This is a genomic window from Acinetobacter sp. 22301 (assembly GCF_052045285.1).
GTDB lineage: Bacteria > Pseudomonadota > Gammaproteobacteria > Pseudomonadales > Moraxellaceae > Acinetobacter > Acinetobacter pittii.
The window spans coordinates 221,435-234,258 of record NZ_JBQEOR010000004.1 but is presented as its reverse complement, the minus strand read 5'-3'; the positions used below and the strand labels follow the sequence as shown (position 1 = coordinate 234,258).

General features: G+C 40.0%; 10 protein-coding genes. 6 read left to right on the top strand and 4 right to left on the bottom strand.

Annotated features, from left to right (window positions below; genetic code table 11):
* Positions 1-98: 98 nt before the first annotated feature.
* From ACTJJH_RS09330 to rplU, 4 genes are all read right to left on the bottom strand, one after another.
* Positions 99-899 (bottom strand): RsiV family protein, encoded by an 801-nt coding sequence (locus ACTJJH_RS09330; protein ID WP_032037320.1) that lies wholly within the window; start codon positions 897-899, stop codon positions 99-101.
* A 116-nt stretch (positions 900-1,015) separates the two neighbouring features.
* A complete protein-coding gene (gene lolA, locus ACTJJH_RS09325; protein ID WP_004789378.1) occupies positions 1,016-1,711 on the bottom strand; it encodes an outer membrane lipoprotein chaperone LolA in 696 nt (231 codons plus the stop codon).
* Positions 1,712-1,955: 244 nt separating this feature from the next.
* Positions 1,956-2,213, bottom strand: coding sequence for a 50S ribosomal protein L27 (gene rpmA, locus ACTJJH_RS09320; protein ID WP_002116037.1), 258 nt, complete (start codon positions 2,211-2,213; stop codon positions 1,956-1,958).
* An 18-nt stretch (positions 2,214-2,231) separates the two neighbouring features.
* A complete protein-coding gene (gene rplU, locus ACTJJH_RS09315) occupies positions 2,232-2,543 on the bottom strand; it encodes a 50S ribosomal protein L21 (RefSeq protein ID WP_000271409.1) in 312 nt (103 codons plus the stop codon).
* Positions 2,544-2,984: 441 nt separating this feature from the next.
* Here rplU and sdsA point away from each other — a divergent pair, with 441 nt between their 5' ends.
* The 6 genes from sdsA (at position 2,985) to adeK (ending at position 12,759) form a co-directional block, all read left to right on the top strand.
* On the top strand, positions 2,985-3,962 hold the full coding sequence (gene sdsA, locus ACTJJH_RS09310) for an All-trans-nonaprenyl-diphosphate synthase (RefSeq protein WP_440601044.1): 978 nt from the start codon (positions 2,985-2,987) through the stop codon (positions 3,960-3,962).
* A 14-nt stretch (positions 3,963-3,976) separates the two neighbouring features.
* Positions 3,977-6,037 (top strand): site-specific recombinase, encoded by a 2,061-nt coding sequence (locus ACTJJH_RS09305; RefSeq protein WP_440601043.1) that lies wholly within the window; start codon positions 3,977-3,979, stop codon positions 6,035-6,037.
* Positions 6,038-6,220: 183 nt separating this feature from the next.
* A complete protein-coding gene (locus ACTJJH_RS09300) occupies positions 6,221-6,847 on the top strand; it encodes a phosphatase PAP2 family protein (protein ID WP_005064516.1) in 627 nt (208 codons plus the stop codon).
* A gap of 24 nt (positions 6,848-6,871) precedes the next feature.
* Entirely contained in the window at positions 6,872-8,119 is a 1,248-nt protein-coding gene (gene adeI / locus ACTJJH_RS09295) for a multidrug efflux RND transporter periplasmic adaptor subunit AdeI (RefSeq protein WP_002116482.1), read from the top strand.
* A 12-nt stretch (positions 8,120-8,131) separates the two neighbouring features.
* Positions 8,132-11,308 (top strand): multidrug efflux RND transporter permease subunit AdeJ, encoded by a 3,177-nt coding sequence (gene adeJ, locus ACTJJH_RS09290; protein WP_002116419.1) that lies wholly within the window; start codon positions 8,132-8,134, stop codon positions 11,306-11,308.
* Positions 11,308-12,759: a multidrug efflux RND transporter outer membrane channel subunit AdeK gene (gene adeK / locus ACTJJH_RS09285; protein ID WP_016143193.1), complete on the top strand. Its 1,452-nt coding sequence runs from the start codon at positions 11,308-11,310 to the stop codon at positions 12,757-12,759. Before adeJ ends, adeK begins: the two co-directional genes overlap by 1 nt.
* Positions 12,760-12,824: the final 65 nt, after the last annotated feature.

Sequence of the window (12,824 nt, the reverse complement as noted above, 5' to 3'; positions counted from 1 at the left end):
AAAAACTGGCTATAGTGTAAGGCCTTAACACTAAAAAATATAGTGATCATCTTCATAACGAATAGCTTTCACACAATTCTTAGAATAGATCACTTATTTTAAAAGTTATAGTTTGGCACACTTGGTAAATACTCAGGTTTAATGAACTTACCCGCATCAAAATATGGCAGCGTTAATTCAGACATTCCCTCTGCATATGAAGCTAGCTCATAAATTGGATAGACAAATACAATGCCATTAGCACCATAGTAGAAATTATCGCTTAGCTGAAGTTTTTCACGGCTAATATTGTGCGCTTGAAGCCAATTTGTATTTGCTTCAAAAAGAGCATCAACCAACTGTTTTTCAACATCTGGCTGAATAAGTTCAGCAACAGTAATGTGCTTTTTATTTAATAAGTCAAAATTTACAAATTCTTGATGAGACATGCCGTGTGCAGCACCAGCTGAGTATGAATAAGTCTGTAATGCAAAGGTAGCAAGATTATAGTTTTGCCCTAAATAGCGAACATAAATTGCACTTTGACTTGAACTTGGTTCACCTTCAGGTACTTCAACTGGTTGATCGGCTAAATTTGCAAAAGCATTCGGATCTGCTTTCTTTATACGATTGGTGAAGTAATCATTAATCCATTTTTGATTGGTCTGTACTGTTTGAAAATCATACTCAGTACAACCATCTTCTAAGCAAACTTTTGATTTTGGCAATTTTACCGGGATTACTTTTGCTTGAATTACAGGAACACCAGCCTCTTTCGTTTCTTTAACTTTTGCAGTCGAAGCAGCCTGCTCTTCTTTGGCTGCCGACTTTGGTTGGCAACCAGTCACCATTGCCATTGCAGCCATTAATGGAAGAATACAAATAATTTTCTTATCGTAAAGTCGCATAATAATCCCCATGAATTTACCTCTAACACTATACAAAGCGTAAGAATAAGACGGGGTTAAAAAATGTATCTGTTTCTCTTATATAAAAAAAAGCTACCGTTAAAGTAGCTTTTTTGAAGAGGCTTTAATTATTGGTCAATAACATCTGTACCTTTTGGCGGCGTAAAGTTAAAGACTGATGCCGGAATTGAAGCATTTACTTTAACGTTCTTAAAGCGTACATAGGTGGTTTGACCTAATGAGTCTTGTAATACCATAAGTGTAGGCGCTTTATTTGCTCCGAAGCTAATTGTTAAGCTTTGGAATGCCCCATCTTCTTTTTTAGGGAATAATGTGAAATAAAGTTTAGATTTATCGGGTTGTGTTACACGATAAGACTTCATGATTTGGTTGGTGTTACCAGAGAGTAATAATGCTGGTGTATCTGCAACCTGATCATCTAAGCTTTGGCGGACCGCTTGTTGTAAATCTGGATCATAGATCCAAACTGTTTTTCCGCTCGTTACAATAGTTTGTTTAGCAGGACTTACTGTTTCCCAATAAAATTTCCCCGGACGCTCAACTTTCATTGAGCCTTTAAATGTCTGGTTCATATGCTGTGCACTTAAACTCTTTTTCTGTGCCACAGTTTTTGTATTGGCTTTAGTTGTTTGTTCAAAGTCGGCAGTCAAACGCTGTAAACCTGATAACTGATTAACCAGGTTCCCAATTGCCTGTTGCTCCGGTGCTGCTACAGGCGCAGCAAACACTGTAGTACTCATTACAGGAGCAAGCACTGACGCGCTAAGTGTAATAGCACACATAGTTTTACGAAGCATATTCATGTCATCACCTTTTTAGTTGCTGTAAGACAACTTACTCTCTTTCAAAGTAAAGTTATGAAGTTGAGTAAGCTCTTAATTCAAGACTCATATTAACCGACAAACTCTGTGCTAATCATTGAGAAAATAAGATATTTTGTTATGTTATTCATGTTGTTTGTAGAATTTCATTCATCATGATGAAGATGAATAAAAATAAATGCCATAAAAAAAGCCCACAAAATGTGGGCTTTTTTCGAGCTAAAACTTATACAGTTTCAACTTTTACGTAGCGACGGCCAAATTGACCTTTCACTTCGAATTTTACTACGCCGTCAGCAGTAGCAAATAAAGTATGGTCACGGCCCATACCAACATTTGCACCAGCGTGGAACTCTGTACCACGTTGACGAACGATGATGTTACCAGCAGTTACAGCTTGACCGCCGTAAACTTTAACACCTAACATTTTTGGGTTTGAATCACGACCGTTCTTCGTCGATCCACCGGCTTTTTTAGTTGCCATGTCTCTTACTCCTCGTGATTAGCCTGAAATACCAGTAATTTTCAACTCAGTGAACCATTGACGGTGACCTTGTTGTTTACGGTAGTGTTTACGACGACGCATTTTGATGATGCGGATTTTGTCGTGACGACCATGACCAATCACTTCTGCAGTTACTTTAGCGCCAGCTACAACTGGAGCACCGATTTGAATGTTGTCACCGTTTACAACCATTAATACATCATCAAATGTAATAGTCGCACCAGATTCAGCTTTCAATAATTCAACTTTAAGGGTTTCGCCCTCAACTACACGGTGCTGTTTACCACCGCTTTGGATTACTGCGTACATAATGTACTCCAATCAGCCCGTGTCGTCGTGTCGATAAAGGGATATATCGATCTTAAAACGATCGCCACTGGGGTTATACAAGGCGACAGATTTTAAGTGAAATTTGATCAAACGACAAGTATTTTCTATCTATCAGTAAAGCATGATCCCCTATTCTTACAAAATCAAACAGCTTGGACTGGAATTTAGCAGTTTTCATTGATTCTGAATGAAAATTAAAATACAGTTCCAAACACAAATTGCGTCAAGAACAAGTTGTATTAATGCTGATGTCATTAAATTTATTGTTTTGCCGAAAACATCGTATTTTGCTTAAATAAAGAACAAAAAACGCTTAAAAACAATAGAAATGATTAATATCAGCCACTTGTTAACCTGTGCAACACATCTTTAATTGATACACTAACGCCACTTATCTACCAATACGGGGTTTTTCTTCATATGGTCATCGATTTCAAGCAAGACATTCTTGCGCCTGTTGCTTCAGACTTCGCTGCGATGGATCACTTGATTAATGAAGGAATTAGCTCAAAAGTCGGTTTAGTCATGTCTGTCAGCAAACACGTCGTTGAAGCTGGCGGAAAGCGTATGCGCCCAATCATGTGTTTGCTTGCAGCACGTGCTTGTGGTTTAGATAACATGGCAAATGCACAGCGTTTAGCTGCAATCATTGAAATGTTACATACCGCGACACTGGTCCATGATGATGTGGTAGATGAATCTGGGCTTCGTCGTGGTCGCCCTACAGCAAATGCGACATGGAATAATCAGACAGCCGTTTTAGTTGGCGACTTCTTGATTGCTCGTGCTTTCGATTTATTGGTCGATTTAAACAACATGACTTTATTGAAAGACTTTTCAACAGGTACATGTGAAATTGCTGAAGGTGAAGTATTACAACTTCAATCACAGCATCAACCAGATACAACTGAAGAAACTTATTTAAAAATTATTCATGGTAAAACGTCTCGCCTGTTTGAGCTGGCTACAGAAGGTGCTGCTATTTTGGCAGGGCAAGAAGCGTACCGTGAGCCATTAAGATTATTTGCTGGTCATTTTGGTAATGCATTCCAAATTATTGATGATATTTTAGACTATACCTCTGATGCTGAAACATTAGGTAAAAATATTGGTGATGATTTAATGGAAGGTAAGCCAACTTTACCGTTAATTTCTGCATTAGCACGCTCAACAGGTGAAGAGCATGCGATTATTCGTCGCAGTATCGCAACTGGTGGAGTAGACCAACTATCTCATGTCATCGAAATTGTACAGAAGTCTGGTGCTTTAGATTATTGCAACCAACGTGCCAAAGAAGAAACAGAAGCAGCACTGCAAGCTTTATCAAACCTACCCGATACACCGTATCGTCAGGCTTTGATTAACTTAACTCAGCTTGCATTACATCGAATACAATAGATATTATTTTGCCTATGCATATAAATTTTTCAGATCTTTTTTTAAAAATAGAGAAGCAGCTTGAGGATCCTCGAGCTGTCATTGATGAAAATCTACTGATTGAACTCATCAATGTCATCCGACCATCCAACCCACAAGATACGGATGAAATTAAGAAAAAAATACAGGCTTTTATTGAAAGTCTTTTGCGCACACCTACAGCGCCCTTCTTACTACAAACTTTTTTATTACGTTTAATTAATCGCTATAAGCAAGTTAGTTTATATGCTGATAGTGGAATTTTGTCTTTAGATGGTTTCTGGAACCAGCTTGGGCAAAGACTCGGAGCACATTTTTTACCTTTAATAGAAGATGCAAGCCAACTCAAAATATTAATTGGAAAAATTTTCTATTTAGAAAGTGACAAAATTTGGCTCAATAATATTGATGATGAAGATTGGGCAAATTTATTTAGTCTTATTGGGCAAAGCCAAAGTAATGTCGATGAGAAGTTAGTCATTCAAAGTGAAATGATTAAAGCCATTACGGTCCTATCTTATCGAATTAGTGGAATTGGTCTTTATCCCGAATTTATTAATGCTCAACCAGAATTAACAGAATATGAGTCACCGTTTTTAGTTCAGAACCGTGAAATTATTGAGTTTATTGAAAAGTATAAAAAACAAGAAATTTCTGAACATGAAATTGCAGTTATTTCCCCGCCCGATGCATCACAAGCATTTGTTATGTTGGAACAGTGCCGAGATGTGGTTTTAAAGATTCGTCGTGCGACCAAAAGAATTGGTGTCAGCTTAAGTTTGACTTACTTACTATCATTACTTGAGCAATGTCTTGACCGAATTGAGTTATTACTTTATCTGGTCGTAGATAACACTAAAGGAAAATATGTTTCTTTAGGACATCTGATTTCCGATTTAACCAAGGCACATTACAGCGAAAAAAGTGTTCGCTCATTACTCAGTACGACCAGTGAACTCATTGCTTTTCAGGTAACAGAAAATGCTAGCCGAACAGGTGAACATTACGTAAGTACAGATACCAAAGGCTTTTGGGGAATGTATAAAGCTGCCGCTGGTGCAGGTGTCATTATTGCCTTTATGGCATCTTTAAAAATTCTTGCTGCAAGAATGACAATGGCCCCACTCATGCAAGCTTTTACTTTCAGTATGAATTATTCTCTAGGTTTCATTCTGATTCATGTTCTGCATTTTACAGTTGCGACTAAGCAGCCCGCTATGACGGCGGCGGCTCTTGCTGCAACAGTACAGCAACGTAAAGGCTCTAAAACGGCTCAAATTGCGGAGTTAGCGGCGCTTATTATTAATATTATCCGAACGCAATTTATTGCTATTTTGGGCAATATTTCAATTGCGATTCCTACTGCGGCACTCATCACTTTTGCATGGCAATTTTATCTTGATGAACCGTTATTAACCCATACTAAAGCAACTTATCTTCTACACAGCTTAAACCCCTTTACTTCATTAGCAGTTCCACATGCAGCAATTGCTGGAGTATGTTTGTTTTTGTCAGGTCTCATTGCAGGATACTTTGACAACATGGCTGTTTACCGAAAAGTCGGCCCGCGTCTAAGAGCACATCGCCGTTTAGCTAGCTGGTTTGGGCAAGATCGCCTTAACCGTTTTGCTGAATATATTGAACGTAATTTAGGTGCGTTAGCCGGTAACTTCTTATTCGGTATTATGCTAGGAAGTATGGGAACCATAGGCTTTATCCTAGGTCTACCTTTAGATATTCGCCATATTGCCTTTGCATCCGCTAACTTTATTCAAGGTTTAATGACTATTAACGGCAGCCCAGATATCGGACTGATTATCGTGTCCTTTCTCGGTGTGTTATGTATTGGTCTCACCAACTTATTTGTGAGTTTCACCTTAACAATTATTGTGGCATTACGAGCGCGTCGAGTCCGCTTTGAACAATGGAAACCTTTAGCCAAATTGGTCATGACTCATTTTTTAACTCGTCCAAGTGATTTTTTCTGGCCACCAAAACAACCATTAGAACTTGAAGAAAACACTTCAACAAATAACGGGAAAAAAGCAGACCACTAAGAATTTTGCTTTGTACACAAAATGTGATTTTCGTCAATTTTGTTGTGATTGTTTTTCCAAATGTTAAAAAATTTTCAAAATGAATTTACGATGATCTATCAGGCTTGAAAAAAAGTGTACTGGCAAGTACACTTTTAACGGCTTTCAGTAGTAGACACTGCTTGAACAAGCAAAGGTATATACATGCCCTATTTATTGCTTTTTATTGGTTGTATTTTTTTAGGATTAGGTGTTCTTGGTCTTTTTGTACCAAGACTTCAATCTTTGGATCTTCTCACCGTTCAAATATTGAGTGAAAATCGATCAGATTATCTTAACTCTATTACGACCTTTCTAGCACGTGTAGGTGGTATGCCTTTTGTATGTTTTTTATCCTTGTTGGTGTGTATATATCAAGCATGGTATAAAAAATATATTACTGTTATTTTCATTAGCGTGGGTGTTCTTGGCAGTATCATCACGGGTTGGCTGCTCAAGTGGTGTGTTGACCGTCCAAGACCTCCACAGGTATATCATATTGTCGAAAGTTATGGTGCATCGTTCCCAAGTGCACATAGTGTTTATGCATCAACACTGGCTTGTATGGCAATGATAATGTTATGCCATAAGCCCAACACTAACTCTCCTTATATCATTTTGATTTCCTGTCTTTGGTTTATCTGCATGGGGCTTTCAAGAATATATGCTGGAGTTCATTTTCCAACAGATGTACTCGCCGGTTGGGGCATAGGTTTTATTTGGATTGCACTGCTTTGGCTCTGGTTATTACAAACACAAAGTAGGTTAAGTAGAAAACAAATATATTTTTAGATTTTATCTAAACGAGGTGGAACAATGATGTCGGCTAAGCTTTGGGCTCCTGCCCTTACTGCTTGCGCATTAGCAACAAGTATCGCACTTGTTGGTTGTAGCAAAGGCTCCGATGAGAAACAGCAAGCTGCTGCTGCTCAGAAAATGCCGCCTGCAGAAGTAGGTGTTATTGTTGCTCAACCACAAAGTGTTGAACAAAGCGTTGAACTCTCCGGCCGTACTTCAGCATATCAAATTTCTGAAGTTCGCCCTCAAACAAGTGGTGTGATTTTAAAACGCTTGTTTGCTGAAGGAAGTTACGTTCGTGAAGGACAGGCTCTATATGAACTGGATTCTCGAACTAACCGTGCAACGCTTGAAAATGCAAAGGCTACCCTTTTACAACAACAGGCAAATCTAGCTTCACTACGTACTAAGTTAAACCGTTATAAGCAACTTGTTTCAAGTAACGCTGTATCTAAACAAGAGTATGACGACTTACTTGGTCAGGTTAATGTTGCCGAAGCACAAGTTTCTGCTGCAAAAGCTCAAGTAACGAATGCAAATGTTGATCTTGGCTACTCTACAATTCGCTCACCAATTTCTGGTCAGTCTGGACGTTCTTCTGTAACAGCTGGTGCTTTAGTGACTGCCAACCAAACTGATCCGTTAGTGACGATTCAACAGTTAGACCCAATCTATGTTGACATTAACCAGTCTAGTGCCGAGTTATTACGTTTACGTCAACAACTTAGCAAAGGCAGTTTAAACAATAGTAACAACACGAAAGTGAAATTGAAGCTCGAAGATGGTTCAACTTACCCAATCGAAGGACAACTTGCTTTCTCTGATGCTTCTGTAAATCAGGATACAGGAACGATTACTTTACGTGCCGTATTCTCAAACCCGAATCATCTGTTACTTCCAGGCATGTATACCACTGCACAGATTGTTCAAGGTGTAGTTCCTAATGCTTACCTGATTCCTCAAGCTGCAATTACACGTTTACCTACAGGTCAAGCTGTAGCAATGCTTGTTAATGCCAAAGGTGCTGTTGAGAGTCGTCCTGTTGAAACCTCTGGTGTTCAAGGACAAAACTGGATTGTGACTAACGGTCTTAAAGCTGGTGATAAAGTGATTGTTGACGGTGTTGCCAAAGTTAAAGAAGGGCAAGAAGTTTCAGCAAAACCTTACCAAGCTCAACCAGCGAATCCACAAGGTGCAGCTCCAAATGCGACAAAACCGGCTCAATCAGGTAAACCTCAAGCAGAACAGAAAGCATCTAATGCATAAGGGGTAGATTGAATGGCACAATTTTTTATTCATCGCCCCATTTTTGCGTGGGTGATTGCATTAGTCATTATGTTGGCGGGTATTCTCACGCTAACAAAAATGCCTATTGCACAGTATCCGACGATTGCACCACCGACAGTTACAATTGCTGCAACTTATCCTGGTGCATCTGCTGAGACTGTTGAAAACACTGTAACCCAGATCATTGAACAACAAATGAATGGTCTAGATGGTTTACGCTACATTTCATCTAACAGTGCTGGTAACGGTCAGGCCTCTATTCAATTAAACTTTGAACAAGGTATTGATCCAGATATTGCACAGGTTCAGGTTCAAAACAAATTGCAATCTGCAACTGCGCTTTTACCTGAAGATGTACAGCGTCAAGGTGTAACAGTAACTAAATCTGGTGCAAGCTTCTTGCAAGTTATTGCATTCTACTCACCAGATAACAGCCTTTCTGACTCGGACATTAAAGACTACGTAAACTCATCAATTAAAGAACCACTTAGCCGTGTTGCTGGTGTGGGTGAGGTACAGGTCTTTGGTGGTTCATACGCAATGCGTATTTGGCTTGATCCAGCTAAGTTAACCAGTTATCAACTTACTCCTAGTGATATTGCGACAGCTTTACAAGCGCAAAACTCACAAGTAGCAGTAGGTCAATTAGGTGGTGCACCAGCTGTACAAGGTCAAGTGCTTAACGCAACAGTGAATGCACAAAGTTTGCTGCAAACACCTGAACAGTTTAAAAATATCTTCTTGAAGAACACAGCATCTGGTGCTGAGGTTCGTTTAAAAGATGTTGCACGTGTAGAGTTAGGTTCTGATAACTATCAGTTTGACTCGAAGTTTAACGGTAAACCTGCTGGTGGTCTTGCAATTAAAATTGCAACTGGTGCCAACGCACTTGATACCGCGGAAGCTGTTGAACATCGTTTATCTGAATTACGTAAGAACTATCCAACAGGTCTTGCAGATAAACTAGCTTATGACACGACTCCATTTATTCGTCTTTCAATTGAAAGTGTTGTACACACATTAATTGAAGCGGTAGTTTTAGTATTCATTGTGATGTTCTTGTTCTTACAGAACTGGCGCGCAACGATTATTCCAACACTTGCTGTACCTGTTGTTGTGTTAGGTACATTCGCTGTTATTAATATCTTTGGCTTCTCAATTAACACCTTAACCATGTTCGCCATGGTATTGGCAATTGGTCTTCTGGTCGATGACGCCATCGTTGTGGTCGAAAACGTCGAACGGGTTATGAGCGAAGAGCATACCGATCCGGTCACGGCGACCTCACGATCAATGCAACAGATTTCTGGCGCGTTAATTGGTATCACAAGCGTATTAACAGCGGTATTCGTACCAATGGCATTCTTTGGTGGTACAACTGGTGTAATTTACCGTCAGTTCTCGATTACCCTTGTAACAGCAATGGTTCTATCGTTAATTGTAGCGTTAACATTTACACCGGCACTTTGTGCAACCATTTTAAAACAGCATGATCCGAACAAAGCACCAAGCAATAATATTTTTGCTCGTTTCTTTAGAGGCTTTAACAATGGTTTTGACCGCATGTCGCATAGCTACCAAAATGGTGTTAACCGCATGCTTAAGGGCAAAATCTTCTCTGGCGTGCTTTACGCTGTAGTTATTGCTTTATTAGTGTTCTTGTTCCAAAAACTCCCATCTTCATTCTTACCAGAAGAAGATCAGGGTGTGGTAATGACGCTTGTTCAATTACCGCCAAATGCAACGCTTGACCGTACAGGTAAAGTGATTGACACCATGACAAACTTCTTCATGAATGAAAAAGATACTGTGGAATCTATTTTCACCGTTTCGGGCTTCTCATTCACAGGTGTTGGTCAAAATGCTGGTATTGGCTTCGTTAAATTGAAAGACTGGAGTGAACGTACTTCACCAGAAACTCAAATTGGTGCATTGATTCAGCGTGGTATGGCATTGAACATGATCGTTAAAGACGCATCTTACATCATGCCTTTACAGCTTCCAGCAATGCCTGAACTCGGTGTAACAGCCGGATTCAACTTGCAACTTAAAGATTCAAGTGGTCAAGGTCATGAGAAACTTATTGCTGCACGTAATACGATCTTAGGTTTGGCTGCACAAGATAAACGTCTTGTGGGTGTTCGCCCTAATGGTCAAGAAGATACACCTCAGTATCAAATTAATGTAGACCAAGCTCAAGCTGGAGCGATGGGTGTGAGTATTGCCGAAATTAACAATACAATGCGTATTGCATGGGGTGGCTCATACATTAACGACTTCGTTGACCGTGGCCGTGTGAAAAAAGTTTATGTTCAAGGTGATGCGGGTAGCCGTATGATGCCTGAAGACTTAAACAAGTGGTATGTACGTAATAACAAAGGCGAAATGGTACCGTTCTCTGCATTTGCTACTGGCGAATGGACATATGGTTCTCCACGTCTTGAACGTTATAACGGCGTGTCATCGGTTAACATTCAAGGTACACCTGCACCTGGCGTGAGCTCTGGTGACTCGATGAAAGCGATGGAAGAAATTATTGCTAAGTTACCATCTATGGGCTTACAAGGTTTCGACTATGAATGGACAGGTTTATCACTTGAAGAACGTGAGTCTGGTGCTCAAGCTCCATTCTTATATGCGCTTTCATTGTTAATCGTTTTCCTTTGCTTGGCTGCATTGTATGAAAGCTGGTCTATTCCGTTCTCGGTTTTACTTGTAGTACCACTCGGTATTATTGGTGCAATCGTATTAACTTACTTGGGTATGATTATTAAAGGAGATCCAAATCTCTCAAATAACATTTACTTCCAAGTAGCGATGATCGCGGTAATCGGTCTTTCTGCAAAAAATGCGATCTTGATTGTTGAGTTCGCAAAAGAGCTGCAGGAAAAAGGTGAAGACCTGATTGAAGCAACTTTACATGCTGCAAAAATGCGTTTACGTCCAATCATCATGACTACCCTTGCCTTCGGTTTCGGTGTACTTCCGCTTGCCCTTTCAACAGGTGCAGGTGCAGGAAGTCAGCACTCTGTTGGTTACGGTGTACTCGGTGGCGTACTCAGTGCAACGTTCTTAGGTATCTTCTTTATCCCTGTATTCTATGTGTGGATTCGTAGTATCTTTAAGTACAAACCAAAAACCATAAACACTCAGGAGCATAAATCGTGATGCAAAACGTATGGTCTATTTCAGGTCGTAGCATTGCGGTATCTGCACTTGCGCTTGCTTTGTCAGCTTGTCAAAGCATGCGCGGCCCAGAACCAGTCGTGAAAACCGATATTCCACAAAGCTATGCATATAGCGCTTCTGGTACGTCTATTGCTGAACAGGGTTACAAACAGTTCTTTGCTGACCCTCGTTTGCTCGGAGTGATTGATTTGGCACTTGCCAACAACCGCGACTTACGTACAGCAACGCTCAATATCGAACGTGCTCAACAGCAATATCGAATTACACAGAACAATCAGCTTCCAACAATCGGAGCAAGTGGTAGTGCAATTCGTCAGGTTTCTCAAAGCCGTGATCCGAATAACCCCTACTCTACTTATCAAGTAGGTCTGGGTGTAACTGCCTATGAGCTTGATTTTTGGGGCCGCGTACGTAGCTTAAAAGATGCTGCATTAGATAGTTATCTTTCAACGCAAAGCGCACGTGATTCGACTCAAATCAGTCTAATCAGTCAAGTGGCTCAAGCTTGGTTGAACTATTCTTTCGCAACTGCCAACTTAAGACTTGCAGAGCAAACACTTAAAGCACAGCAAGATTCTTACAATCTCAACAAAAAACGTTTTGATGTGGGCATCGACAGTGAAGTTCCACTACGTCAGGCACAGATTTCTGTAGAAACTGCGCGTAATGATGTAGCAAACTACAAAACACAGATTGCTCAAGCACAAAACTTGTTGAACTTGTTAGTTGGCCAATCAGTTCCACAAAACTTGTTGCCAACCCAACCTGTAAAACGCATTACGCAACAAAATGTATTTACAGCGGGTTTACCAAGCGACTTGCTTAACAACCGTCCAGATGTAAAAGCTGCTGAATATAACTTAAGCGCTGCTGGTGCGAATATCGGTGCTGCAAAAGCACGTTTATTCCCAACCATTAGCTTAACGGGTTCTGCAGGTTATGCATCAACTGACTTAAGTGATCTATTTAAGTCAGGTGGTTTTGTATGGTCAATTGGACCAAGCTTAGACTTACCAATCTTTGACTGGGGCACTCGTCGTGCCAATGTAAAAATTTCTGAAACTGATCAGAAAATTGCATTGTCTGATTATGAAAAATCAGTTCAGTCTGCGTTCCGCGAAGTTAATGACGCGCTTGCAACTCGTGCCAACATTGGTGAGCGTTTAACAGCTCAACAACGTCTAGTAGAAGCAACTAACCGCAACTACACACTTTCAAATGCCCGCTTCCGTGCCGGTATTGATAGTTACTTGACGGTTCTTGATGCACAGCGCTCATCTTATTCAGCAGAACAAGGTTTGTTATTGCTTCAACAAGCAAACTTAAACAACCAAATCGAGTTATACAAAACTCTAGGTGGTGGTTTAAAAGCAAATACTTCAGATACAGTGGTTAATCAACCATCTAGTGCTGAACTTAAAAAGCAATAAGTTTTAAATAACTTATTCATAAAAGCTCACTTCGGTGGGCTTTTTTATTGCAACTCATCTGAATA

Excerpts from the sequence above, each read along its gene's own strand:
- ACTJJH_RS09330 (WP_032037320.1), bottom strand. The coding sequence starts at position 899 with ATGGGGATTATTATGCGACTTTACGATAAGAAAATTATTTGTATTCTT.
- lolA (WP_004789378.1), bottom strand. The coding sequence starts at position 1,711 with ATGAATATGCTTCGTAAAACTATGTGTGCTATTACACTTAGCGCGTCA.
- rpmA (WP_002116037.1), bottom strand. The coding sequence starts at position 2,213 with ATGGCAACTAAAAAAGCCGGTGGATCGACGAAGAACGGTCGTGATTCA.
- rplU (WP_000271409.1), bottom strand. The coding sequence starts at position 2,543 with ATGTACGCAGTAATCCAAAGCGGTGGTAAACAGCACCGTGTAGTTGAG.
- sdsA (WP_440601044.1), top strand. The coding sequence starts at position 2,985 with ATGGTCATCGATTTCAAGCAAGACATTCTTGCGCCTGTTGCTTCAGAC.
- ACTJJH_RS09305 (WP_440601043.1), top strand. The coding sequence starts at position 3,977 with ATGCATATAAATTTTTCAGATCTTTTTTTAAAAATAGAGAAGCAGCTT.
- ACTJJH_RS09300 (WP_005064516.1), top strand. The coding sequence starts at position 6,221 with ATGCCCTATTTATTGCTTTTTATTGGTTGTATTTTTTTAGGATTAGGT.
- adeI (WP_002116482.1), top strand. The coding sequence starts at position 6,872 with ATGATGTCGGCTAAGCTTTGGGCTCCTGCCCTTACTGCTTGCGCATTA.
- adeJ (WP_002116419.1), top strand. The coding sequence starts at position 8,132 with ATGGCACAATTTTTTATTCATCGCCCCATTTTTGCGTGGGTGATTGCA.
- adeK (WP_016143193.1), top strand. The coding sequence starts at position 11,308 with ATGCAAAACGTATGGTCTATTTCAGGTCGTAGCATTGCGGTATCTGCA.